Annotated in this window: 22 protein-coding genes; 18 read left to right on the top strand and 4 right to left on the bottom strand. The window is 64.3% G+C overall.

The annotated features are described in order from the left end of the window. Nucleotides 1-2: 2 nt before the first annotated feature. Complete coding sequence (locus tag B2Z70_RS00960) at nucleotides 3-977, bottom strand: sensor histidine kinase (RefSeq protein ID WP_292980015.1); 975 nt, start codon at nucleotides 975-977, stop codon at nucleotides 3-5. 117 nt (nucleotides 978-1,094) lie between these two features. On the opposite strand from B2Z70_RS00960, the gene B2Z70_RS00955 reads away from it, so the two are divergent. From B2Z70_RS00955 to argE, 4 genes are all read left to right on the top strand, one after another. Next, complete coding sequence (locus tag B2Z70_RS00955; RefSeq protein ID WP_009802034.1) at nucleotides 1,095-2,924, top strand: ABC transporter ATP-binding protein; 1,830 nt, start codon at nucleotides 1,095-1,097, stop codon at nucleotides 2,922-2,924. 114 nt (nucleotides 2,925-3,038) lie between these two features. After that, a complete protein-coding gene (locus tag B2Z70_RS00950; protein WP_292980013.1) occupies nucleotides 3,039-5,969 on the top strand; it encodes a M16 family metallopeptidase in 2,931 nt (976 codons plus the stop codon). 126 nt (nucleotides 5,970-6,095) lie between these two features. After that, nucleotides 6,096-6,788: an FKBP-type peptidyl-prolyl cis-trans isomerase gene (locus B2Z70_RS00945; RefSeq protein WP_009802032.1), complete on the top strand. Its 693-nt coding sequence runs from the start codon at nucleotides 6,096-6,098 to the stop codon at nucleotides 6,786-6,788. Between the two features lie 4 nt (nucleotides 6,789-6,792). Continuing rightward, nucleotides 6,793-7,941, top strand: a complete 1,149-nt coding sequence (argE, locus tag B2Z70_RS00940) for an acetylornithine deacetylase (protein WP_292980010.1) — start codon at nucleotides 6,793-6,795, stop codon at nucleotides 7,939-7,941. Nucleotides 7,942-7,948: 7 nt separating this feature from the next. Here the strand turns inward: argE and B2Z70_RS00935 are convergent, their stop codons facing one another. Together B2Z70_RS00935 and B2Z70_RS00930 are read right to left on the bottom strand one after the other, a co-directional pair. Further along, nucleotides 7,949-8,698 (bottom strand): phosphoadenylyl-sulfate reductase, encoded by a 750-nt coding sequence (locus B2Z70_RS00935; protein ID WP_009802030.1) that lies wholly within the window; start codon nucleotides 8,696-8,698, stop codon nucleotides 7,949-7,951. A 132-nt stretch (nucleotides 8,699-8,830) separates the two neighbouring features. Continuing rightward, the gene (locus B2Z70_RS00930) at nucleotides 8,831-10,021 is read right to left on the bottom strand and encodes an NAD-dependent epimerase/dehydratase family protein (protein WP_292980008.1); all 1,191 of its coding nucleotides are present in this window, start codon (nucleotides 10,019-10,021) and stop codon (nucleotides 8,831-8,833) included. 206 nt (nucleotides 10,022-10,227) lie between these two features. Between B2Z70_RS00930 and gap the strand changes: the two genes are divergently transcribed. The 11 genes from gap (at nucleotide 10,228) to B2Z70_RS00875 (ending at nucleotide 19,748) form a co-directional block, all read left to right on the top strand. Beyond that, on the top strand, nucleotides 10,228-11,238 hold the full coding sequence (gene gap, locus B2Z70_RS00925; protein ID WP_009802028.1) for a type I glyceraldehyde-3-phosphate dehydrogenase: 1,011 nt from the start codon (nucleotides 10,228-10,230) through the stop codon (nucleotides 11,236-11,238). A 28-nt stretch (nucleotides 11,239-11,266) separates the two neighbouring features. Then, a complete protein-coding gene (locus B2Z70_RS00920) occupies nucleotides 11,267-12,454 on the top strand; it encodes a phosphoglycerate kinase (protein ID WP_292980005.1) in 1,188 nt (395 codons plus the stop codon). 83 nt (nucleotides 12,455-12,537) lie between these two features. Beyond that, nucleotides 12,538-13,557: a class I fructose-bisphosphate aldolase gene (locus B2Z70_RS00915; RefSeq protein ID WP_009802026.1), complete on the top strand. Its 1,020-nt coding sequence runs from the start codon at nucleotides 12,538-12,540 to the stop codon at nucleotides 13,555-13,557. A 9-nt stretch (nucleotides 13,558-13,566) separates the two neighbouring features. After that, nucleotides 13,567-14,157: a nicotinamide riboside transporter PnuC gene (pnuC, locus tag B2Z70_RS00910; RefSeq protein ID WP_009802025.1), complete on the top strand. Its 591-nt coding sequence runs from the start codon at nucleotides 13,567-13,569 to the stop codon at nucleotides 14,155-14,157. Then, a complete protein-coding gene (locus B2Z70_RS00905) occupies nucleotides 14,154-15,143 on the top strand; it encodes an AAA family ATPase (protein ID WP_292980002.1) in 990 nt (329 codons plus the stop codon). Before pnuC ends, B2Z70_RS00905 begins: the two co-directional genes overlap by 4 nt. A 54-nt stretch (nucleotides 15,144-15,197) precedes the next feature. Continuing rightward, nucleotides 15,198-15,947, top strand: coding sequence for a class I SAM-dependent methyltransferase (locus B2Z70_RS00900; protein ID WP_009802023.1), 750 nt, complete (start codon nucleotides 15,198-15,200; stop codon nucleotides 15,945-15,947). Between the two features lie 56 nt (nucleotides 15,948-16,003). Then, complete coding sequence (locus tag B2Z70_RS00895; protein ID WP_009802022.1) at nucleotides 16,004-16,534, top strand: CHAP domain-containing protein; 531 nt, start codon at nucleotides 16,004-16,006, stop codon at nucleotides 16,532-16,534. Next, complete coding sequence (gene thiE / locus B2Z70_RS00890) at nucleotides 16,497-17,108, top strand: thiamine phosphate synthase (protein WP_009802021.1); 612 nt, start codon at nucleotides 16,497-16,499, stop codon at nucleotides 17,106-17,108. The genes B2Z70_RS00895 and thiE overlap by 38 nt, the downstream gene beginning before the upstream one ends. Continuing rightward, nucleotides 17,078-18,250, top strand: a complete 1,173-nt coding sequence (locus B2Z70_RS00885) for a tetratricopeptide repeat protein (protein ID WP_083783242.1) — start codon at nucleotides 17,078-17,080, stop codon at nucleotides 18,248-18,250. The genes thiE and B2Z70_RS00885 overlap by 31 nt, the downstream gene beginning before the upstream one ends. Before the next feature lie 130 nt (nucleotides 18,251-18,380). Continuing rightward, nucleotides 18,381-18,947, top strand: coding sequence for an elongation factor P (gene efp / locus B2Z70_RS00880; RefSeq protein WP_009802019.1), 567 nt, complete (start codon nucleotides 18,381-18,383; stop codon nucleotides 18,945-18,947). Between the two features lie 24 nt (nucleotides 18,948-18,971). Continuing rightward, complete coding sequence (locus B2Z70_RS00875; RefSeq protein WP_009802018.1) at nucleotides 18,972-19,748, top strand: inositol monophosphatase family protein; 777 nt, start codon at nucleotides 18,972-18,974, stop codon at nucleotides 19,746-19,748. On the opposite strand, the gene B2Z70_RS00870 is transcribed toward B2Z70_RS00875, so the two are convergent. Continuing rightward, complete coding sequence (locus B2Z70_RS00870) at nucleotides 19,745-20,107, bottom strand: hypothetical protein (protein WP_009802017.1); 363 nt, start codon at nucleotides 20,105-20,107, stop codon at nucleotides 19,745-19,747. The genes B2Z70_RS00875 and B2Z70_RS00870 overlap by 4 nt on opposite strands. 221 nt (nucleotides 20,108-20,328) lie before the next feature. Between B2Z70_RS00870 and B2Z70_RS00865 the strand changes: the two genes are divergently transcribed. The 3 genes from B2Z70_RS00865 (at nucleotide 20,329) to rpmE (ending at nucleotide 22,777) form a co-directional block, all read left to right on the top strand. Beyond that, nucleotides 20,329-21,342, top strand: a complete 1,014-nt coding sequence (locus B2Z70_RS00865) for a hypothetical protein (protein ID WP_009802016.1) — start codon at nucleotides 20,329-20,331, stop codon at nucleotides 21,340-21,342. 3 nt (nucleotides 21,343-21,345) lie between these two features. Beyond that, entirely contained in the window at nucleotides 21,346-22,362 is a 1,017-nt protein-coding gene (locus B2Z70_RS00860) for a peptidoglycan -binding protein (RefSeq protein WP_009802015.1), read from the top strand. Between the two features lie 193 nt (nucleotides 22,363-22,555). Next, nucleotides 22,556-22,777 (top strand): 50S ribosomal protein L31, encoded by a 222-nt coding sequence (gene rpmE / locus B2Z70_RS00855; protein WP_009802014.1) that lies wholly within the window; start codon nucleotides 22,556-22,558, stop codon nucleotides 22,775-22,777. The last annotated feature ends 130 nt before the right edge of the window (nucleotides 22,778-22,907 follow it).

The following is a 22,907-nucleotide window of genomic DNA, read 5'->3' as shown; positions in this document are numbered from 1 at the left end:
CCTTACTCTGAAACCGGCAGGGTGAAGACGAAGCAGGCCCCTTCACCCGCACCGGGCTCGAGCCAGATCTTGCCGCCATGGCGCTCGAGGATCAGGCGCGCCTGCGCCAGACCCAGGGCTGCGCCCGGATAGGTCTCGCGCGGATGCAGACGCTCGAACGGGGTGAAGAGTTTGCCGGCGAGCGCCGGATCAACGCCGATCCCGTCATCACGCACCTCGATTCGGTGGTGGTGGCCCTCACGTTTGGCGCTGATGGCGATCTGCACGCCGGGCCCACGTCGGAATTTCAGGGCATTGTCGATGAGCGCTTCAAGCACTGGCTTGAGCAGCGCCGGGTCCCCGCTCACTACAGGCAGCGAGGCAGCCGTCAGATGCGCCTCGGCCGTCCTGATGAGGTCTGACTGCGCCTCAAGGGCCTCCGCCAGAAGCACGTCGAGTGCGACCGTCTCGTGTTTCAGAGGGCGTGTCGCGACCTCGATATAGGCAAGACAGGCCTGAATGAGGGTGCGCATGCGCTGGGCGGCGTCAGAGATGAAGTCCAGACTCTGGACGCCGTCTGCATCAAGCGCTTCATCATAGCGCTTTGACAGGAGGCTCGAGAAAGCGAGCATCTTGCGCACAGGTTCCTGCAGGTCATGCCCGGCGCTGGCGCCGAAGCGGCGCAGGAATTCGATCTGGCGAGCGCCCGGATCGACGCGTTGCAAACGCAGCAATCTCAGGCCGTCAGCGCCCAGGGGGGCCAGTTCAGCCTGATAGGTCGAACCATCATCCGCCTGCACGGTCAATGACGGGCCGGGCGTGGCTGGTATGGCTGCTTCGCAAAGCCTGGGCAGGTCCGGACAGCGTGAGCGCTCCTGCTCGAACGCAGCATTCCAGCCTGCGATTTCGCTGGTCGCGTTCAGCAGAATGCAGGGGTCCGGCAGCGCATCAAAAAGCGTTTGTGTGGAGAGACCTGAGGGAAAACTGCGAGGCGGCATGTAAGCTCCCGGGTGTGCCCGCCCTGAACAGACGGCGCCGAGCGCGCTGGCGTTGAAGCGCACGATAGCTATTGTGCATGACTTTCCATCGAAGTCTCTGCCTCTGGAGCCATAGTCTTGTCCGCCACCACTGCGCCGATCTTTCAGGTCTCCGATCTCAATGTGCGTTTTGATACGCCGGATGGAGAAGTTCACGCCGTTCGCGGGGTCAATCTGGAAATCTCGCCGGGCGAATGCCTGGCCGTGGTGGGCGAGTCCGGGTCCGGCAAGAGCCAGACCTTTCTCGCCGCCATGGGGTTGCTGGCGTCAAACGGCAAGGCGGAAGGCTCGATCAGGTATTCCGGTCAGGAAATCCTGAATCTGCCGCCGTCCAAGCTGAACGCGGTGCGCGGCAAGTCCATGACGATGATCTTCCAGGATCCGCTGACCTCGCTGACGCCGCACATGCGGGTCGGCGCCCAGCTTGAGGAAGTGCTGAAGATCCACACCGATCTGCGCGGCGAGGCGGCGACCAAACGGTGTCTGGACTGGCTGGAGCGCGTCCGCATTCCTGAAGCGGCGCGTCGCCTGAAGCAGTTCCCGCACGAGCTGTCCGGCGGCATGCGCCAGCGCGTCATGATCGCCATGGCGATGCTGTGTGAGCCTGACCTGCTCATTGCGGACGAGCCGACCACGGCGCTTGATGTGACCGTTCAGGCCCAGGTGCTCGACATCATGGACGAGCTGAAGGCTGAAACCGGCGCCGCCATCGCCCTGATCACGCACGATATGGGCGTTGTGGCGCGCATGGCTGACCGCGTGCAGGTGATGAAGCACGGCGAATACGTGGAAGGCGGCGATGTCTATGACATCTTCCGGTCTCCCAAGCACGAATATACCCAGATGCTTCTGGATGCGATGCCGCGCATTGACCAGCCTGACAAGCCGGGTCACGAAGCCTTGCCGCCGCGCGAAGCGATCGGCGAGGACAAGCCGCTTCTGGTGGCCGATGACGTGAAGGTGCACTTCCCGGTCGTGGTGGGCGGCGGCCTGTTTCCCAAGACCAAGCCGCTGAAGGCCGTCGATGGCGTCAGCTTCGAGCTCAAGGAAGGCGAGACGCTCGGGATCGTGGGCGAATCCGGCTGCGGCAAGTCCACGCTGGCGCGCGCCGTCCTGCGCCTTGTGCCGGCGAGCGCGGGCGCAGTGAGCTGGATCGGCAAGGATCTTCTGTCCATGAAGCCGCGCGCGCTGGAAGAGGTCCGCGAGGATCTGCAGATCGTCTTCCAGGATCCGCTGGCCTCGCTTAATCCGCGCATGACCATCGGCGCATCGATCGCCGAACCCATGCTGACCTTCCGCAAGACCATGTCGTCCAAGGAGCGTGAGGCCGAGGTCAAGGCGATGATGGAGCGGGTCGGGCTCGATCCGAACATGATCAACCGCTATCCGCATGAGCTGTCGGGTGGTCAGAACCAGCGCGTCGGTATTGCCCGCGCCATGATCCTCAAACCGAAGCTGGTGATCTGCGACGAGGCGGTGTCAGCGCTCGACGTGTCCATCCAGGCCCAGATCATCGAACTGCTGATCGGTCTGCAGAAGGATTTCGGCCTGTCGATGATGTTCATCTCGCACGACCTGTCCGTGGTGCGCGAAGTGTCCCACCGGGTCATGGTGCTGTATCTGGGCCGCATTGTGGAGCTGGCCGACCGCGAGGCGATCTACACCGATGCGCGCCATCCCTACACCAAGGCGCTGATCAGCGCCGTGCCCATCCCCGATCCCGAGATCGAGAAGACGAGGGAGCGCCTGAAGCTGACCGGGGATCTTCCCAGCCCGCTCGACAGCCGCGCCCAGCTGCGCTTCATGAAGTCCAAGCTGATCGATGATCCCGATGCGGAACAGTACCGGCCGCAATTGCTCGAGGTGTCGCCGGGGCACTGGGTCGCCGAGCATGATCCTATTGATTAACTGGCCGTCTGAGCTGCGCTCGCCAGCCGGTTAAATGGGAATTCATTTGCCTCTGCGGGGCATGTCCTTATTTTCGCCATAGTTGGAGAAATCCGAAAACTGAGGTGAACGATCATGGTCAAGCTCAATTCCCGCATCGCCGCATGCTGCCTGTCGCCGCTCGCTGCGATGATGCTCTGGGCTTGTTCGGATCAGCAGGCTGCTGATCCTGGAAATGATCTGGCCGCCGCCTTTGAAAGCGCCAGCTTCCCGCATGAAGCCAGCGATATCGCCGCAGACCCGGCCGTCCGTTACGGTGTGCTCGACAATGGTCTGCGCTACGCCATTCTGGAGAATGACACGCCGACGGGCACGGCCGCTCTGCGCATGGTGTTCGATGTCGGTTCTCTGGCGGAAGAGGAAGACCAGCGCGGTCTGGCCCATTTCATCGAACACATGGCGTTCAACGGAACGACTCACGTGCCCGAGGGCGAGATGGTCGCGCTGCTGGAGCGGTATGGGCTGGCCTTCGGGGCGGATACCAACGCCTTCACGGGACGTGAGGTGGTCGGTTACCAGCTCGACCTTCCGAGCAATTCCGACCAGATGCTGAATGTCGGCCTGTTCCTGATGCGCGAGACCGCATCGGAGCTGACCTTTGACAGCGATGCGATCGATCGCGAGCGCGGGGTCATTCTGGGGGAGGAGCGCTACCGCAACACACCGATCCGCCGCTTCTTCAACGCCTATTATACCTTCCTCTACCCGGACACGATCATCACCGAGCGCGACTCCATCGGCACGGTCGAGGTGATCGAGAATGCGCCGGCCGAACGCCTGATCGCCTATTACAACGATTACTACACGCCTGAACGCGGCATGCTGGTCGTGGTCGGCGATGTGGACGCCGACATGATCGAGGCGAAGATCCGCGACGGCTTCGACATCAGCCTTGAGGGGCTGGATGTGGAGCATGTGTCGAGCTTCGCCAGCTGGGAGCAACCGACCCCGGCGGCCCCGGATCCCGATATCGGCACGGTGGCGGATCCCCAGGAGCCCGAATTCGGCTTCTTCTATGATCCGGACGTGTTCACGCTCATCACGGTGGACGTGATCGAACCCGGCGCGGCGCCCTATGACACGCAGGAGGCCCGGTTTGAAGACCTGCTGCGTCAGCTGGGCAATGGCATCGTTCAGCGCCGCCTGCAGAGCGACATCAATCGCGGGGCGTCGCCGCTGGTCCAGGCCAGCCTGTCCTATGGCAATGAATTTGATCTGGTGAACAAGGCGGGCCTGTTCGCTGTGTCCAGCCCGGAGCGCTGGCGCGAAGGCGTCGCCACGCTGGAACAGGAGCTGCGCCGCGCCCAGGAATACGGCTTCACTCAGGCCGAGCTCAACGAACAGCTCGCCAATGTGCGCACCAGCCTGCGCAACGCCGTCGACCAGGCGGATACGCGTCAGAGCGGCGATCTGGCGGACGGGCTGTGGTCGAGCTGGATCGAGGGGGAGGTCTTCTCATCCCCGACAGATGTCATGGCGCGCTTCGAAGCGCTTGAGGACCAGATCACGGTGGAAGCGGTGGAAGACGCCTTCAACCGTATCTGGACGGCGTCTCCGCCCAAGGTGATGGTGGCGCTCAATCAGGACGTGACCGATGGCGACGCAGCAGTGCGCGAAGCCTGGCTCGCCTCTTCCGCGGAACCGGTGGACCCTGTCGTGGACGCGGGCGTGGTCGAGTTCGCCTATACCGACTTCGGAACGCCGGGCGAGGTGGTCAGCACCAACCGGATCGAGGATCTGGGCGTGGACCAGGTCGTGTTCGACAATGGCGTCATGCTCAACGTCAAGACCACCGATTTCGAGGACAATGTGATCCGTGTGCGCGTGGATTTCGGCGCCGGCGATCTGACCCCGCAACCGACCGCTGCGGCTGGCACCATTCTGGGCGCCGTGTTTGGCGGCGGCGGTCTTGAAGCCCATGATCGCGATGAGCTGCAACGTCTGCTCGCCGGTCGCTCCGTGGGCTATGGCCTGAATGTGGGCCCGGACAGCTTTGCCTTCGCGAACGCCACCACCCCGACCGATTTCGAGCTGCAGATGCAGGTCCTCGCCGCTTTCATGACCGCGCCGGGCTGGCGCGAAGACGGGCTGAACCAGTTCCGCGCTATTGCCGAGGAAATCCGTCGCGGCCAGAACGCCCAGGCGGTCCAGGTGGCGGTGAACCGGGTGGGACGCATGCTGCGCTCGGGCGATCCGCGCTGGGGCTTCCCCACGGCCGAGGAAGTCAACGCCTTCACGATGGAGCATGCCCGCACCATGCTCGAGCCGGCGCTTCAGAACGCTCCGATCGAGATCACCATTACGGGGGATGTGTCGACTGAACGCGCCATCGAGGTGGTCGCTGAAACCTTCGGCGCGCTTGCGGATCGCGACGAGAGCTGGCCTGCCTATCAGGACAACGCCGCGATCGAATTCCCGGCGCCGACCGAAGAGCCGGTGATCGTGACCTTCAACGGTCAGGATTATCAGGGCATGGCGAATGTCTATTACCCGACCACGGACGGCATCAATGCGCGCGAGCGACGCGCCTATGACCTTCTGCGCGCGGTTTACAATCTCAAGGCCATTGACCGTTTCCGCGAGCAGGAAGGCGCCACCTACTCCGCCATCGTTTCGAGCCAGCAATCGCGGGTCTCGGAAGGCTATGGCTTCATGTGGGTCGGCCTGGACGTGAATGTCGCCGACATCGACCGGATGTACGACATCGCCGACGAGATCGCGCTGGCCATGGCCAATGGCGATATTTCCGAGGACGAGCTGCAGCGTGCCCGCAACCCGATCATGGAAAGCCTTGAAGAGAATTTCGAGCGCAATCCGTTCTGGGTGAACGCCCTGTCGCGGATCCAGACCCATCCCGAGGATCTGGAGCAGATCCGGTCCATCCAGTCCGACTATCGCGACGTGACCGTGGATGAGCTGGTCGCGCTGGCCGAGCAGTCCCTGCGGCCCGATGAAGCCTACCGCGTCACCATCCTGCCGCAGAGCGCCGCGACCGAAGCGGAATAGTCAAAACCGATGCGGTCAGGCGATGCGCCTGGCCGCGTCTGGGCTCTCGACCTTCTGGGCAGTCCTGATACTCTCCCGCCAAAGCGTCCGGACTGTTCGGGCGCTCATGCCCAAGGGGGAGTTCGCATGAACCGTTTTGCGCTGTTGACCACCGCCGCTCTTGTCAGCCTCGGCCTCGCTGCGTGCGGCGCTCCGCAGGCTGAAGAGTCCGACGCCGCTGCGTCCGGCGAACAGGAGCTCAGCGAGACCGAAGCCCAGGTCAACGACATTCTTGAAGCCATGGCGGACACCGCCGAGGCCTCCGAGGAAGAGCGGATTGTCGCTGAAGCGCGTCGTTGCACGGCCGAAGGCGATGCCGGCGAGTATGACCTGCCCGAACGGGGCGAGGATCAGGCGCTCGCTGATTTCAATGCGGCTGTAGGCGAGGCCTACCTTGCCCAGAACGCTCAGAGCGCCTGCGTCTTCACGCTGCCGTCCGGTCTGCAGTTCCGGGTGGACCGCGCCCGTGACGGCGCGTCTCCGGATCCGCGCGGCGAGCTGGTCGAGGTCAATTATGAAGGCACGCTGATCAATGGTGAGGTGTTTGACAGCTCCTATGCCCGGGGTCAGTCCGCCACCTTCCCGTCCAACCGCCTGATCCGCGGCTGGGTCGAGGCTCTGCCCCTGATGAATGTGGGCGAGGAATGGACGCTGTTCATCCCGTCCGACCTGGCTTACGGGCCCACCGGCACCCAGGGCGGTCCGATCGGTCCGAACGAGACGCTGATCTTCCGTCTCGAGCTGATCAGTCTGCCCAACCGTCCGATCGACGAGCAATAGGCGCATGCGCACCGCAACCGACTGGCTGGCCGAGCTGGTGTCCTTTGACACCACCTCGCGCAATTCCAATCTCGCCCTGATCGACCGGGTCGAGTCCTATCTCGCCGAGTTGGGCGCGGAGTGTCATCGCATCGAAAGTCCTGACGGGACGAAAGCCAATCTGCATGCGGTCCTCGGGCCGCATGTGGATGGCGGCGTGGTTCTGTCGGGCCATACCGATGTTGTGCCGGTGGATGGCCAGGACTGGAGCACGGACCCGTTCACCCTGACAGAGCGCGACGGCAAGCTTTACGGTCGCGGCTCGTGCGACATGAAAGGGTTTATCGCCTGCGCGCTGGCCAAGGCGCCGAGTTTTGCAAAGGCCGCGCTGAAACGTCCGGTCCATTTCGCCTTTTCCTATGACGAGGAGATCGGCTGTCTCGGGGCGCCGGACATGATCCGACAGATGGCGGGCCACGCCCCGCGCCCGTCCTGCGTCATCGTGGGCGAGCCCACCGAAATGGCGGTCGTGACCGGCCACAAGGGGCTCTTTTCGGTCCGGGTCGAGGTGACGGGGAAGGAAGCGCATTCCTCGCTGGTGGAGGACGGCGCCTGCGCCGTGACCTACGCCGTGCGCCTGATGAACTGGATGGTTGAGCAATCGGACGCGCTCAAGGCGGCGGCGCCGGCTGACAGTCCGTTCAACCCGCCCTATGGCACGCTGACCATCGGACAGATGGGCGGCGGAACGGCCGCCAATATCCTGGCGAAATCGGCCTGGTTCATATCCCTGATGCGCCCGGCGCCCTGGGATGACGGCCCCGGTCTGGGCCGGAGACTGATGGCAGAGGCGGCCCGGCTCGAGGCGGAGATGCGTCAGTATGCGCCCGAGGCGCGAATAGAGGTCGAAGTCCGCTCCAATGTCCCGCCCTTGCGGCCTGAAGACATGGGGGAGGCGGAAACCCTCGCCCGTGCTCTGACCGGCGATAACAGCCCGCGCGTCGTTGCGTATGGCACCGAGGGCGGACAGTTCCAGGAAGCCGGTTTCTCGACTGTCATCTGTGGCCCTGGCTCGATCACCCAGGCGCACCAGCCTGACGAGTTTGTCGCCATCAGCGAACTCGACGCCTGCATGCGATTTCTCGACAAGCTTGAACAGCGCCTGAGCGCCTAGGTCGGGCTTAGCTTCCGCCCGTGCGGGTGATCGTGCCGTCCTCTGCGATATGGATGCCGCACTCGGTCTTGTCCTGACCGGCCCAGCGACCGGCGCGCGGATCATCGGTCGGATCTTTCACCTGACTGGTGCAGGGCAGGCAGCCGATCGAGGGATACCCCTCCGCCACCATGGGATGGGGCGGCAGGTCATGGGTTTCGAAATAGGCGTTGATCGCGTCGCGAGACCAGTCAAAGAGCGGATTGAGTTTGAGCTTGCCGTCCTGGATCTCGACCCGGGGCAGGGCGGCGCGTTCGCCGCCATGATGGCGCTTGCGGCCCGAGATCCAGACCTTGAAGGGGCGCAGGGCGCTGATCAGGGGCAGGGTCTTGCGGATATGGCAGCACAGATCGGGGTTGGTCTTGTGCAACACGCCGTCCGGATCATCCGCTTTCACGTGATCGGGATTGGGCTGCAAGGTGCGCACGTCGGTCAGGCCCAGTCTTTCAGACAGGGCGTCACGATAGGCCAGGGTCTCGTCAAAGAGCTGCCCCGTGTCCATGAACAGCACGGGGGTATCCGGTTTGGCCTGCGCGACCAGGTGCAGGATCACGGCGCTTTCCGCGCCATAGGATGACACCACGCAGGATTCGCCAGGGTAGATGTCGGCCAGCACCCGGCGGACTGCTCCGGCTGCATCGAGGCCTGCAAGCGCCGCATCCAGCGCCTGCGCGCCCGCCTCGAGCGCCAGCCGGTATTCTGATTTCAGCGGAGCCATGGGTCACCTGTCGTCGCTGGGACCAGCGTGAGCATTTGTGTGCGGCGCATCAAGAGCGGGTTGGGACAGGGGCTGAGAAAAAAAGGCCGGATGCGAGGATCCGGCCTTTCATCATCTGGCGCGAACCACAGACTAGCGGGTCGCGTTCTGGGCCGCTTCGCGGTCCTTGTTCCAGTAGGAGACCGACTTGACCTTGGAGCGGTCGCAGCGATCGGCATATTTCTTCGCGATCTCGGTCACTTCCTCCATCAGCCCTTCGGCGAGGGTGATGGGCTTCAGGCCCATGGACAGGAAGGTGTCGTTCTCCACGTGAAGCTCGTTCTCATCGGCTTCATTGCGCGGGTTCGGCAGATAGGCGACCTCGGTCTTGGTCATGCCGGCGATCATCTCGGCCAGTTCGCGCACCCGGTGGGTTTCGGTCATCTGGTTCATGATGCGGGTGCGCTCGCCATGCTCGGGCGGGTTCTCGACCGCCAGCTGGATGCAGCGGACCGTGTCCTGGATGTGGATGAAGGCGCGGGTCTGACCGCCCGTGCCGTGCACGGTCATCGGGAAGTCGATGGCGGCCTGCATCAGGAAGCGGTTCAGAACGGTGCCATAGTCGCCGTCATAGTCGAACCGGTTGATAAGGCGCTCGTCCTTCTTGGTTTCCTCGGTCTGGGTGCCCCAGACGATGCCCTGGTGAAGGTCGGTGATCTTCACCTTGTCGTTCTTGTTGTAGAAGTGGAAGAACAACTGATCCTGGGTCTTGGTCATGTGATAGATCGAGCCCGGATTGGCCGGATAGAGGATCTCCTGATCCTTCAGGCCTTCCTGGGTCTCCACCTTCACCTTCAGATAGCCCTCGGGGATTTTCATGCCCGCGGTGCCATAGCCGTAGACGCCCATGGTGCCCAGGTGGACGAGGTGGATGTCCAGACCGGTCTCGACGATGGCGGCCAGCACGTCATTGGTGGCGTTGAGGTTGTTGTCGACCGTATAGCGCTTGTGACGGGCGGACTTCATCGAATAGGGCGCGGCGCGCTGTTCGGCGAAGTGGATGATCGCATCGGGTTTTTCTTCAAGGATCAGGTCGACGAGTTCCTGATAGTCCTTGCCGATGGTCAGGTCCTTGAAGCGAATCTCCTTGCCGGAGACCTCTTTCCAGGCCGCCAGACGCTCGCCCATGGGGCGGATCGGCGTCAGGGAGTCCACTTCCAGCTCGATATCGATCTTGCGACGAGACAGATTGTCCACGATTACAACATCATGGCCGCGCGCAGAGAGGTGGAGCGCAGACGGCCAGCCGCAGAAACCGTCACCGCCGAGCACGAGTACTTTCATCTCAATCCCCAAAAGACTGTCCTGACCCTGTCAGAATTTTGAACAGGTTTCTTGCAGTTCGTGCGTTGGGATGCAAGGCCGGGACGCGGTCCCGGCGCCCCCCGGATATGGACGGACGCGCGGGAAGCGTCTAAACCGCGCGCGACATGTCTCAAGGCCGACAGCGTGCAACCACGCCCGGTCCAGCAAGATCAAAGGAGCAGATCATGGCGCTGCGTGTGGCGATCAACGGGTTTGGCCGGATCGGCCGTCTGGCTCTGCGTGCCCTCATGGAGCACGAGCGGACGGACGAGTTCGAGGTTGTGGCGATCAACAATTCCGGCACCGCCGAAGCCATCGCTCACCTGTTCGCGTTCGACAGCGTGCATGGCCGCTATCGCGGCGAGCTGACCACGGGCGAGGACTGGATGGATCTGGGCTTCGGCAAGATCACCAAGGTCAATGAGCGCGACCCGTCCAAGCTGCCCTGGGCGGCGATGGGCATCGACATTGTTCTTGAATGCACTGGCGCCTTCAATGACAAGGCCAAGGCGATGGCCCATATCGAGGCGGGCGCGAAACGCGTGCTGTGCTCGGCCCCGGCCAAGAACGCCGACAAGACGATCGTCTATGGCGTCAACCATGACCAGCTGACCGCGGAGGACATTGTGGTCTCCAACGCGTCCTGCACCACCAACGGCCTCGCTCCGGTGGCCAAGGTGCTCAATGATGCGGTCGGCATCGAGCGCGGTCACATGACCACCATCCACGCCTATACCGGCGACCAGCCGACGCTGGACCGGAACCACAAGGACCTGCACCGCGCCCGTGCGGCGGCCCTGTCCATGATCCCGACCTCCACCGGCGCGGCCAAGGCGGTCGGCCTGGTGCTGCCGGAACTGGCGGGCAAGCTCGATGGCTCTGCGGTGCGCGTGCCGACCCCGAACGTGTCGGTGATCGATCTTGTGTTCACCCCGGGCAAGGCCACCAGCGTTGAAGAGATCGCGAACGCCATCAAGGCGGCCGCCGACGGCCCGCTGAAGGGCGTGCTGGGTTACGACACGGCGCCGCTGGTCTCCATCGACTATAACCATGACAGCCGCTCGTCCGTGGTCGCGCTCGACAAGATCGCCGTGATCGACGAGCGCCTGGTCCGCGTCATGACCTGGTATGACAACGAATGGGGCTTCGCCTGCCGCATGCTCGACACCGCCAAGGCGATGGGCCGCTTCCTCTAAGCCGACTGACCTTCAAGGGACGCCGACAATGATCCGTCGTATCGAAGACGCCGACATCGCTGGGAAACGCGTGCTTGTGCGCGTGGATTTCAATGTGCCCATGCAAAACGGGAGCGTCAGCGACGACACCCGGCTGCGTGCGGCCCTGCCCACCATCGAGCATCTGCGCGAGGCGGAGGCGAAAGTGATCCTGATGGCGCATTTCGGCCGTCCCAAGGGCCAGCGCAATCCCGAGATGAGCCTGGCCCCGGTCGCGACCCCGCTGGCGGAGCTGATCGGTCATCCGGTGAAGTTCGTCTCTGATTGCGTAGGCAGCGACCCCAAGGGCGCGATCTCGCTGATGAAGGCGGGCGATGTGCTCTTGCTGGAAAACACCCGCTTTCACGAAGGCGAGGAAAAGAACGATCCCGCGTTCGCCGCACAACTGGCCGAACTGGCGGACGTCTATGTCAATGACGCCTTCTCTGCGGCGCACCGGGCGCATGCCTCCACCGAAGGCGTGGCGCGTCTGCTGCCGGCTTATGCCGGTCTGGCGCTCCAGCGTGAGATCGATCATGTGACCGCTGCGCTCGAGAACCCCAACCGTCCGGTTCTGGCGGTCGTGGGCGGGGCGAAGGTCTCCACCAAGATCGAGCTTCTGAAAAACCTCGTCAAAAAGGTGGACCGCCTGTTCGTGGGCGGCGCCATGGCGAACACCTTCCTGGCGGCGCGCGGCCATGATGTGGGCGGCAGCCTGTACGAGCGCGACCTGATCGACACCGCCAAGGCCATCGAGGACGCGGCGGGCGAGGCGCAATGCCAGATCCTGCTGCCGACGGATGCGGTTGTGGCGAAAGATTTCAAGGCGCACGCGGATCGCCGTGTCGCCGAGGTGGATGACATCCAGGCGACCGAGATGATCCTTGATTGCGGACCCGAGACTGTGGACCAGCTGGCCGACGCCATCGCCGCGTCGCGCACGCTGGTCTGGAACGGTCCGCTGGGCGCGTTCGAGACGCCGCCCTTTGACACCGCCACCGTGGAAGCGGCGCGCTACGCCGCCTCACGGTGCAAGGAACACGGACTGACGGCCGTCGCGGGCGGCGGCGACACGGTCGCTGCGCTCAACCAGGCGGGCGTGTCGGACGATTTCACCTTTGTCTCGACCGCAGGCGGGGCGTTCCTGGAATGGCTTGAGGGCAAGGCCCTGCCGGGCGTGGACGCGCTCCGGGACTAAAACTTGACCCTTCGCCCGCTCGGGGCGAAACACACTCAATCCGGCGAGGCTCGCCACACTTTCTTTCAAGGGGGACGACGGTCATGGACATCGATCAGCTTAACGAAATCGCGATCCGCATGACGGCGCCGGGCAAGGGCATTCTGGCCGCCGACGAATCCACGCGCACCATCGGCAAGCGCTTTGACGGCATCGGCCTTGAGAACACCGAGGAGAACCGACGCAACTGGCGCGAGATGCTGTTCCGCACCACGCCTGCAATGACGGATCACGTCTCCGGCGTGATCCTGTTTGACGAGACGATCCGCCAGAAGGCCGCCGACGGCACGCCGCTGGTCAAGCTCATCACCGACGCCGGCGCCGTGCCGGGCATCAAGGTGGATGCGGGCGCGAAAGCGCTGGCGGGCGCGGAAGGCGAGACCGTCACCGAGGGTCTTGATGGCCTGCGCGAGCGTCTGGCGGAGTATTACGAGCTGGGCGCGCGTTTCGCGAAGTGGCGCGCAGTCATCGACGTCAATGGCGAGGACATTCCGTCCCAGTACGCAGTCGATGTGAACGTGCACGCGCTGGCCCGCTACGCCGCGCTCTGCCAGGAAGCCAACATCGTGCCGATCGTGGAGCCCGAAGTCCTGATGGACGGCGATCACTCCATCGAGCGTTGCTATGAAGTGACCGAGTTCACCCTCAAGCGCCTCTATGCCGAGCTGTTTGACCAGGGCGTGATCCTGGAAGGCACGGTGCTCAAGCCCAACATGGTCATCGCCGGCAAGAAATGCGCCGACCAGGCCAGCCGCGAGGAAGTGGCCGAGATGACGGTCCAGTGCCTTCTGAACACCGTTCCGGCGGCGGTTCCGGGCATCGCCTTCCTGTCGGGCGGTCAGTCTGATGAAGACGCCACCGCGCACCTGAACATCATGAATGAAGGCTTCGACCTGCCGTGGCCGCTGACCTTCTCCTATGGTCGCGCGCTGCAGGCGGCGCCTCTGAAAGCCTGGGGCGGCTCCAATGTCGAAGCCGGCCAGAAAGCCTTCAACCACCGCGCCCGCATGAACGGCCTCGCCGCGCTGGGCGAGTGGAATGAAGGCCTGGAAAGCGAAGGCTAAGCCTCGCTCATGTCATGGCTTGAACCGACCGCCGCCGGGCTCGGCGTGCTCTGCCTGTTCTTTCTGATCCGGCAGAGCATGTGGGCCTGGCCGGTCGGCATCGCCATGACCGGCCTTTACGCCATCATCTTCTTTGATGTCCGTTTGTATTCGGACTTCGGCCTGCAACTGATCTTCTGCGTGCTGCAGGCCTATGGGTGGTGGTTCTGGCTGAGCCATCGCGACAGGGCCGAAGCGAACAGCCAGGCGCCGGTGATCTGGCTGGGGTTTCAGAAGCTTTTGCCCTGGCTGGCGGTTGGCGCTGTCGGCGCTTTGGCGCTGGGGCTGGTCATGGACCGCTTCACCGATGCGGACCTGCCCTATTGGGACGCGATGACCACGAGCTTCAGCCTGGTCGCCCAGTTCATGCTGGCGCGCAAATATCTGGAAAACTGGCTGGTCTGGATCGGCGTGGATGTCGTCGCCATCGGGGTCTACGCCTATAAGGGGCTGATGCTCACCAGCGGGCTCTATGCGCTCTTCCTGCTGATGTGCGTCTGGGGCTTCTGGCAGTGGCGACGTGATTCCGCCGTCGAGCCAGAGGCGGCGCCGGCGCAATGACGACCCCGGTCCATGGCTTCGTTCTGGGCAAGTTCATGCCGCCCCATGCCGGGCACATGTATCTGTGCGATTTCGCCGCCGGCCTGTGTGATCAGCTGACCATACTGGTCTGTTCGCTCGAGCGCGAACCCATCCCAGGCAAGCTGCGCCATGAATGGATGTCCGCGCTCTATCCGGACGCGCGTGTGCTGCATTTCGATCGCGACGTTCCGCAAGAGCCGTCCGAGAGCCCGGACTTCTGGGATATCTGGCGCGAACTGGTGCGCAGCGTTCATCCCGAACCGATCCATCGCGTGTTCGCGTCCGAGGATTACGGCCTGAGGCTGGCGCAGGAGCTGGGCGCCGAGTTCTGGCCCGCGGATCCGGAGCGCGCCTGCCGCCTGGTCAGCGGCACGCAGATCCGTCAGGCCCCGATGGCGCACTGGTCGATGATCGCGCCTCCGGCCCGACCGTATTTCACACGGACCATTGTTCTTCATGGTCCTGAAAGCACGGGCAAGTCCATGCTCGGCCAGGACCTGGCGCGAGCTTTGGGCGGGGCGTATGCGCCCGAATTCGGTCGCACCTGGTGTGAGCTGTACGGGACCGATTGCAGCGCAGAGGATCTTCGCAATATCGCAGCCGGGCAGGCAGCCGCGATCCAGGCCGCTCGCCGGACGGCGGACGGGTTCGTGATTTCGGACACGGACGGGCTGCTGACCGAGGTCTGGTCGCAAATGATGCTCGGCGCTTCTGTCTTCGATCCGTCCCCCGAGCCGGAGGGTGACCTCTATCTTCTCACCGATATCGATCAGCCCTTCGTGGACGACGGGACGCGGGTCTATTCCGATCCGGCCGATCGCGAGCGCTTTTTTGCACTGTCGGTTGAAGCGCTTGAGCGTCAGGGTGTGGACTATGTCCGCCTGTCGGGGAGCTGGGAGCACAGGCGCGTCGTCGCGCTGGACGCAATTTCCCGCCGGTTTCCGCATCTGATCCGTCAGGCGTGACCTTTTGCGGTGTCGCGGTATCGTGACACGTCTGACGCAGACCGGAGAATGACAATGAGCCCGAACCCGTTTGAGCAGGGCGGCGCGCGCTACGCCGCCGGACGCCCGGTCTATCCTGGCAAACTCGCCTTCACGCTGGAGGGGCTCGTCAGCAACCATACCCTGGCGGTCGATGTGGGCTGCGGCACGGGTCAGTTATCCGTTCTTCTGGCGGAGCATTTCAAATCCGTGCGCGCCTTTGATCCCAGCGAAAGCCAGCTTGCCCACGCCCGGCCTCATCCCCGGGTCAGTTACGCCAGGGCCCCGGCCGAGGCGCTGCCGATCGCCAGCGGAAGCGCAAATCTCATCACCGCCGCGCAGGCGGCGCACTGGTTTGACAGGCCGCGCTTTTACGCCGAGGTGCGCCGCATTGCAGCGCCGGGCGCGGTTCTGGCGCTGATCACCTATAACAACGCCGAAGCCGATACCGAAGCGATGAAACCCATAGGCCAGCTCTACCAGGCGCTGGATCCCTGGTGGCGCCCCGAGCGCGAGGATGTGGAGACCGCCTATGCGCGGTTCGACTTCCCGTTTGATGCAATCCCGGCCAAGGGCGGGGCGATCATCCATGACTGGACCTTCGAGGAAATGCGCGCCTATCTGGAAAGCTGGTCTGCCCTGCGCGCTGCGCGGGCGGACGGTGAAGACGAAATGATCAACGGGTATCTGGACAAGGCGCGCAAGGCCTGGGGCGAGGGCGAGATCCGGGTGCGCTGGCCGATCACGATCCGCGCCGGGTTTGTCCACAAGCCTGTCCGCAACTAATCCGCAGCGGCGCGCGGCGACCCCATACTGACAGTCTGTCAGCAAAGGGGTGAACCATGACGGGTCAGGAACTGGTGCGGCGCGCATCCGCGCATCTGGGGCAAGCCTATCAACTGGGCGCGGCCGCCGATCTGGAAGACCCGGACTATGCCGGGCCCTGGGATTGCGCCGACTTCGTCAGCTGGTGCGTGTATCAGACCCACGGGCTGAAGCTGGGGCTGACTGTGGCCGGGCATCCCTATTCCGGCGCCTGGATCAGATGGGCGGAGGACCCGGCGAACGCCATTGATCTTGAAGCCGCTTATGACACGCCCGGAGCGATCCTCGTGCGCCGTCCGCATCATTACGGGTCGGGCCATGTGGCGATCTCTGACGGGCAGGGCGGCACGGTCGAGGCGCGAGGCCAGCGCTATGGCGTTGTCAGGGCCAGGGGGCGGGGACGGGTCTGGGACCTTGCGGGCCTGCCCGTCAGGGCCGAACCCCCTGCGGTTCTGCAGGGTGCGGATTCAGGCCGTTCCTTTTCGCGTTGCGCCGGGTTAGGAGAGGGCTATGGCCGAACTGTATCTCCTCACCCCGCCCAAGATTGACGCTGATTTCGCGGATGTGCTGGCGCGCACGCTGGACGCCGGTCGCGTCTCGGCGCTGCAGCTTCGCTTGAAAGACCAGGGTCAGGACGAGATCGAGGCGCTTGCGCCCAGGCTGATCGAGATCGCGCACCAGCGCGGAGTTTCCGTGATCATGAATGATGATCCCGTTCTGGCGGCGAAGCTGGGGTGTGACGGCGTCCATATCGGTCAGGAGGATGGCTCGATCAAGCAGGCGCGCGCGGCGGTGGGGCCAAAGGGCATTGTCGGCGTCACCTGTCATGACAGTCGCCATCTGGCCATGCTGGCGGGCGAGCAGGGCGCTGATTACGTCGCGTTCGGCGCTTTTTTCGACACCGCCACGAAATCGCCCAAGACCCGCGCTGATCTGGACATCCTGGTCTGGTGGACCGAGCTTTTCGAACTGCCCTGCGTCGCGATCGGGGGAATAACCCTGGAGAACGCCTCCGAGGTGATCGCGGCCGGGGCCGATTATATTGCAGTGTGCGGCGGGGTCTGGTCGCACCCCGAAGGACCGGAGGCCGCATGCGCCGGCTTGTCTCAACTCTTGGATTGATCCTCGCGCTCGGCGGCGCCGCCTGGGCGCAGGAAGACGCGCCCACGGTTCCGACCGCTGAACAGGTTGAGGACGGCGTCCCGTCTCAGGCCGACTTGCCGCCCCTGCCGGAAGGCCTGGCGGAGGACTTCGCCCGTGACGCCAGCGGCGATGCCGTCGAAGGGCGCTCCCAGACCAATTCGGCCATGGCGAGCGCCTCTGCAGCCTATCTGGTCGGTGATTTCCAGGGCGCGCTCATTCATGCTCAGCGTGCGGCGGCGGGCGGTGAAGCGCGCGGCGCGACGCTGGCGGGCCATATCCGGCTTCATGGCCTGACCGGGGAAGCGAGTGATGAAGACGCCGTGCGCTGGTTCCGTCGCGCGGCGGAACTGGGTGAGCCGGACGCCCTGATCATCCTGTCGCGCCTCGCCAGCGAGGGCCGTGGCGGCCTCCAGGCCTGGCAGTCGCGCGAATTTCTGGCGCAGGCGGCGGAAGCAGGCGATGCGCGCGCCGCCCATGAGTATGGCCTGTACCTGATGGAGCGAGGTGATCCGGGCGCGGCGAGCGAAGCGCTGAACTGGCTGCAGCTGGCTGCGGAAAGCGGGCGCTTCGAGGCGTATGGCGATTACGCCTTTGCGCTCGCGGACTGGGACCATGGTCCGCATGATCTCGAGGCGGCGCGAGTCTGGTATGTGCGAGCGGGCGAGGCGGGCGATCCCAGCTCCGCGCTGATCGCCGGACTGATGCTGATGGAGGGTGAAGGCGGCGAGGCGGATGAAGCCGCAGGCGCCCGGATGATCCGGATGGCCGCCGAATATGGCCTCCCCGCCGCCATGGGCCAGCATGCGCTTCTGCTCTATCAGGGCGTGGCGGACCGCGCCCCCAATCCCTCGGAAGCTGTGGACTGGGCGCGACAGGGCGCCGAGGCGAATGATCCCGACAGCCAGTTCCTTCTGGCCTACGCACTGGCGACGGGGGATGGCGCGCCGCGGGATCTCGAGCGCGCCTATTACTGGGTGCTCCGCGCAGCCGCTCCGCGGGGCGGACGCACGCCGGAAGACTTTGATCGCGATCGTCTGGAGGCGAGCCTGGAAAACGCCCTGCCGGAGGCGGTTCTGGAGCGGGTGCGGGTCGAAGCAGCAGTGGAATCGAGCCCCTTCTAGAGTGTGCGACGGGGCGGATTCTGACGCACAGCTTGCCCGTCAGGGGTCTCCCTGTTAAACGAGCGCGGCTGAATTACAGGGCGGCGCTGGTGGTTTGTGCGGCGCGCCCGTTCCAGGAACGGACCTTCCGATGAAAATCAACGGCAATGAAATCAAGCCCGGCAACGTGATCAAGCACCAGGACACCCTGTGGGTGGCGGTGAAAGCGGATCACGTGAAACCGGGCAAGGGCGGCGCGTTCGCCCAGGTCGAACTGAAGAACCTGCTCGACGGTCGCAAGCTCAATGAACGCTTCCGCTCTGCGGACAAGGTCGAGCGCGTGCGCCTCGAGCAGAAAGACCACCAGTTCCTCTATCCCGAGGGCGAGATGCTGGTTTTCATGGACACCGAGACCTATGAGCAGACCAATCTGCCCATCGATTTCGTGGGCGAGGACCGTGCGGCCTATCTGACCGACGGCATGATGGTCGTTCTGGAAATCTACGAAGAGAAGCCGATCGGCATCGAGCTGCCCAAGCATGTGGAGCTCGAAGTCATTGAGACCGAGCCGGTGGTCAAGGGCCAGACGGCGGCGAACTCGTTCAAGCCCGCCATCCTGACCGGCAATGTGCGCACCGCGGTTCCGCCTTTCGTGGGCGTGGGCGAGCGCATCGTGGTGGCCACCGAGGACGGTTCCTACGTCCGTCGCGCGGAGTAGATCTTGGCTCAGGTATCCGCACTGATGCAGGTCATGACCGACGCGGTCCGCAAAGCGGGCCGCCGTCTGGCGCGTGACTTTGGTGAAATCGAGAACCTTCAGGTCTCCAAGAAGGGCCCGGCGGACTTCGTCACCGCGTCCGACATGAAGTCTGAAGAGATCCTGTTTGAGGTCCTGTCCAAGGCGCGTCCGGGCTATGGCTTCCTGATGGAAGAGCGCGGCGTTGTTGAAGGCACCGACCGCTCCCACCGCTGGATCATTGATCCGCTGGACGGCACGCTGAACTTCATGCACGCCCAGCCGCACTTCGCCATCTCGGTGGCGCTGGAGCGCGAGGGCGAGATTGTGGCGGGCGTAGTCTACAACCCCGCGACCGACGAGCTGTTCCACGCCGAGAAGGGCCGGGGCGCCTATATGAATGACCGCCGTCTGCGCGTGGCCGAGCGCCGCGACCTGCATGACTGCGTCATCGCCACCGGCATGCCGTTCTTCGGCAAGAAGGGGCACGCCCAGTTCCTCAAGGAATTGCACCAGATCATGCCGATGACGGCCGGCGTGCGCCGCTATGGCGCAGCGTCGCTCGATCTGGCCTGGACGGCGGCGGGCCGGTTTGACGGCTTCTGGGAACGCAATCTGAAATCCTGGGATATCGCCGCCGGCCTGGTGCTCGTGCGTGAGGCGGGCGGCTTCGCCGGCGCCATTGATCCTGGCACCGATGTGCTCGAGACCGGCCATATCGCCGCCGGCAATGAGAGGGTGATCAAGGAGTTGCGCGAGATGCTGGCGAAAGCCGCCAGCTAGGCGCGTTCTTGTGCGGAACGTCGTGCGGGTCCGGCGTCAGGCCAGCTCCCGCGCGGCGCGTCCAGCCAGCCCTTGAAGGCTCGGTCCGGCGCGGCCGCCGGAACGCCATGGGCCCAGAACTCGTTATGCACACTGAAAAGCCCGGGCGTAATCACGGCGCGGATCGGCATGGCCGGCTGCGCAGCATCGACCCGCGTTTCAAGCGATAGCGGCCAGAACCGGCACCCTTTGCGGTGCGCCAGTTCGGCGCCGTCCACAACAAGCCGCGCCTGCGCCCAGCCCCACAATGTGAAGCCGCACTCCAGCACGATGTCGTGCTGGTTGATCCGGTATGTCCAACGCTTCAGTCTGAGCGGCATGGCGGATCCTGGTGCTGCGATGCAACATTGCTCTGAATAGGGTTAACGCCGCTTAAGGTTTCAGGCAAGGCAAACCGTTCGCCAGCGGGGAAAAGAAATTTGAGTGTGGGTCGGGCTTGAGCCGCATCCTTGCCTCATTCCCGCCAAGACCCTTGCGTTTGATGGCGGGGTAGGCCAAGCCTGCAGAAGTGCTGACGCGCCAGATGAGGGAGCTGCGCTGAATGGCTGATCCGAAAGCTTCGCGCCGCAAGGCCCGGTTCACCGGGCCCGGGAATTACATTCTCTGGATGATCGTGTTCCTGGCGGTCGTGGTGCTGCTGGCCGCGCTCCTGAACCAGCCGCTGATCCTGGCGTTCGAGGCGAACCCCGCCATTAATGGCCTGATCCTGGGCGTGCTGTTCATCGGCATCCTCTACACCTTCCAGCAGGCGCTCGCCATCGGGCCGAGCGCGCGCTGGCTGGTGCGCCTGAACGAGGCGGATCACCCCGACCAGCTGCCCAGCCCGCCCGCCATGATCGCCCCCATGGCGGCGCTGATCACCGATGCGGCCGATGGCCGGTCCCGCCTGTCGGCGGCGTCGGCTCGCGTGGTGCTGGACTCGGTCGCCGCCCGCATGGCGGAAAGCGGGGCCTTCACCCGGTATTTCGGGCGCCTGCTGATCTTTCTCGGTCTGCTGGGCACGTTCTGGGGCCTGTTGCAGGTGGTGGGCAATGTGGGCGACGCCGTGCGCGCGGTGTCCGCCAGCTCCACCGGCGCCGGGGAAACGGACGCCATGGCCCTGATGAGCGCGATCGAGGAGCCCATTGCGGGCATGGGCACGGCGTTCGCGTCATCGCTCTTCGGTCTGGCCGGCTCCTTGATCATCGGCTTTCTCGAGCTGCAGGCCAGCCGGGCGCAGAACCGCTTCTACAACGAGGTGGAGGAATGGCTCTCCTCGATTTCCCGCCTCGCCAACGCCGGCCCGCAAGGCGCCAGCCCGGATGAGGGCGGCGGCTCGGGCGCCTATGTGGGCGCGCTTCTGGAGCAGAGCGCGGATGCGCTGGACCGGCTGACCCACACGCTGGAGCGTCATACGCGCCAGCTGGAAACCATCATGGCTCGATTTGCGGATGATGCGGCGGAAAGCCAGCGCGAAAGCGCGCGGCTTCTGCGCGATGAGATCAAGGTTCTGGTGCGCGCGCTTGAGGCGCAGGCGCGCCTGAACCGGGATCGCGGTTCGGATCGGAACGAGTAAGCCATGGCGCTCCCCCGGCACCTGCAGAGCGGACAGGCCGACTCCGGCGATTACTGGCCGGGCTTCGTGGATGCGCTGGCGACGCTGCTTCTGGTCATCGTCTTCTTGCTGGCGGTGTTCACGGCGGGCCAGTTCGCGCTGTCCCAGGCGCTGACCGGCCGCGACGAACAGCTCGCCGAGCTCAACGGACGTCTGGCGACCCTGGCTGAAGAGCTGAACCTGGCCCAGAGCGAGAATGAACGTCTCAGCCTGCGGGTCAGCACCCTGACTCAGGAAAATGGCGCCTTGGCGGAAACCAATGCCGGCCTGACCAGTCAGATCGCCGGTCTGCAGGAGGGGCTCGCGGCCGCCCGTTCCAGCCTGGCGGAGGAAGAGGCGCTCAATGAAGAGGCGCAGGCCACTGTTGCGCTTCTGAACAATCAGATGGCGGCCCTGCGCGAAGAGCTGGCGCGTCTCAATGAGGCGCTCAACGCCTCCGAGGCGCGCGAGGCCGAGCTTGAGGCCGAAGTGGTCAATCTGGGCCGTCGCCTCAATGCGGCCCTGGCGAGCGAAGTGGCTCGGCTGGCGCGCTATCGCTCCGAATTCTTCGGCCGTTTGATCGAGGTCCTGGGCGATCGGTCCGGTGTTCGCGTGGTGGGCGACCGGTTCGTGTTTGAAACCGACGTGCTTTTCGCATCGGGCTCGGCCGAGCTGAGCGAGGAGGGGCGGCGCTCGCTTGCTCCCATCGCAGACGCCATCATCCAGCTCACAGATGAAATCCCGGATGATCTTGACTGGGTGTTGCGCGTGGACGGGCATACAGACCGCGTGCCGCTGGGGCCCAACGCGCCGTTTGAGTCCAACTGGGAGCTGTCGACGGCGCGGTCGCTGTCGGTGATCGCCTATTTCGAAAGCCGCGGCGTGCCGCCGCGTCGCCTGCTGGCAGCGGGCTTTGGCGAGCATTATCCCATTGCCGAGGGGCGGACCCAGGAGGCCTATGCCCGCAACCGGCGGATCGAACTGAAACTGACCTCGCGTTAGGATTCTGTTAGCCATAATCTCAAGTCGGCCCGGCTTAATCTTTGAGTAAGTCCTTGTATTTCCGCCATATGACTCAGGGCGCTTGAAACAGCGTAATTCGGGGTGTATACACCGCGCCTCAATTCATGCAGATTTCCACTTGCGGGCGGCTTCAACGGCCGCCCGCGAGCGTAAAGAGGGCCGGAGCGGCACGATGAAACAGGACACCCACCCCGACTATCACTTCATCGAAGTGGTGCTCCCGAACGGTTCGCGCTTTAAGACCCGTTCTACCTATGGTAAAGAAGGCGCTGTGCTGCAACTGGACATTGATCCGTCCACGCACCCGGCCTGGACTGGCGGCAACCAGACCCTGCTGGATCGTGCGGGTCGCGTGTCCAAGTTCAAAGACAAGTTCAAAGGCTTCGGCGTTTAAGGCCCAATCCCCCCTCGATCGGGCAGAGCTTGGCTCCGTTGAAGTCTTTCGAGGAACGCCCGCAGTCTCCCCTCGGCTGCGGGCGTTTTTCTCGCCTTCTTTGACGTTCCGTTCGAGGGGGTTCTGCCTT

It is taken from the genome of Oceanicaulis sp. UBA6590 (genome assembly GCF_002433705.1).
Taxonomy (GTDB): Bacteria; Pseudomonadota; Alphaproteobacteria; order Caulobacterales; family Maricaulaceae; genus Oceanicaulis.
This window is presented reverse-complemented; position numbering and strand designations above follow the sequence as displayed.

What these genes read in the sequence shown, in the direction of transcription:
- B2Z70_RS00960 (WP_292980015.1), bottom strand. Translation starts at nt 977, where the DNA reads ATGCCGCCTCGCAGTTTTCCCTCAGGTCTCTCCACACAAACGCTTTTT.
- B2Z70_RS00950 (WP_292980013.1), top strand. Translation starts at nt 3,039, where the DNA reads ATGGTCAAGCTCAATTCCCGCATCGCCGCATGCTGCCTGTCGCCGCTC.
- B2Z70_RS00945 (WP_009802032.1), top strand. Translation starts at nt 6,096, where the DNA reads ATGAACCGTTTTGCGCTGTTGACCACCGCCGCTCTTGTCAGCCTCGGC.
- argE (WP_292980010.1), top strand. Translation starts at nt 6,793, where the DNA reads ATGCGCACCGCAACCGACTGGCTGGCCGAGCTGGTGTCCTTTGACACC.
- B2Z70_RS00935 (WP_009802030.1), bottom strand. Translation starts at nt 8,698, where the DNA reads ATGGCTCCGCTGAAATCAGAATACCGGCTGGCGCTCGAGGCGGGCGCG.
- B2Z70_RS00930 (WP_292980008.1), bottom strand. Translation starts at nt 10,021, where the DNA reads ATGAAAGTACTCGTGCTCGGCGGTGACGGTTTCTGCGGCTGGCCGTCT.
- gap (WP_009802028.1), top strand. Translation starts at nt 10,228, where the DNA reads ATGGCGCTGCGTGTGGCGATCAACGGGTTTGGCCGGATCGGCCGTCTG.
- B2Z70_RS00920 (WP_292980005.1), top strand. Translation starts at nt 11,267, where the DNA reads ATGATCCGTCGTATCGAAGACGCCGACATCGCTGGGAAACGCGTGCTT.
- B2Z70_RS00915 (WP_009802026.1), top strand. Translation starts at nt 12,538, where the DNA reads ATGGACATCGATCAGCTTAACGAAATCGCGATCCGCATGACGGCGCCG.
- pnuC (WP_009802025.1), top strand. Translation starts at nt 13,567, where the DNA reads ATGTCATGGCTTGAACCGACCGCCGCCGGGCTCGGCGTGCTCTGCCTG.
- B2Z70_RS00905 (WP_292980002.1), top strand. Translation starts at nt 14,154, where the DNA reads ATGACGACCCCGGTCCATGGCTTCGTTCTGGGCAAGTTCATGCCGCCC.
- B2Z70_RS00900 (WP_009802023.1), top strand. Translation starts at nt 15,198, where the DNA reads ATGAGCCCGAACCCGTTTGAGCAGGGCGGCGCGCGCTACGCCGCCGGA.
- B2Z70_RS00895 (WP_009802022.1), top strand. Translation starts at nt 16,004, where the DNA reads ATGACGGGTCAGGAACTGGTGCGGCGCGCATCCGCGCATCTGGGGCAA.
- thiE (WP_009802021.1), top strand. Translation starts at nt 16,497, where the DNA reads ATGGCCGAACTGTATCTCCTCACCCCGCCCAAGATTGACGCTGATTTC.
- B2Z70_RS00885 (WP_083783242.1), top strand. Translation starts at nt 17,078, where the DNA reads ATGCGCCGGCTTGTCTCAACTCTTGGATTGATCCTCGCGCTCGGCGGC.
- efp (WP_009802019.1), top strand. Translation starts at nt 18,381, where the DNA reads ATGAAAATCAACGGCAATGAAATCAAGCCCGGCAACGTGATCAAGCAC.
- B2Z70_RS00875 (WP_009802018.1), top strand. Translation starts at nt 18,972, where the DNA reads ATGCAGGTCATGACCGACGCGGTCCGCAAAGCGGGCCGCCGTCTGGCG.
- B2Z70_RS00870 (WP_009802017.1), bottom strand. Translation starts at nt 20,107, where the DNA reads ATGCCGCTCAGACTGAAGCGTTGGACATACCGGATCAACCAGCACGAC.
- B2Z70_RS00865 (WP_009802016.1), top strand. Translation starts at nt 20,329, where the DNA reads ATGGCTGATCCGAAAGCTTCGCGCCGCAAGGCCCGGTTCACCGGGCCC.
- B2Z70_RS00860 (WP_009802015.1), top strand. Translation starts at nt 21,346, where the DNA reads ATGGCGCTCCCCCGGCACCTGCAGAGCGGACAGGCCGACTCCGGCGAT.
- rpmE (WP_009802014.1), top strand. Translation starts at nt 22,556, where the DNA reads ATGAAACAGGACACCCACCCCGACTATCACTTCATCGAAGTGGTGCTC.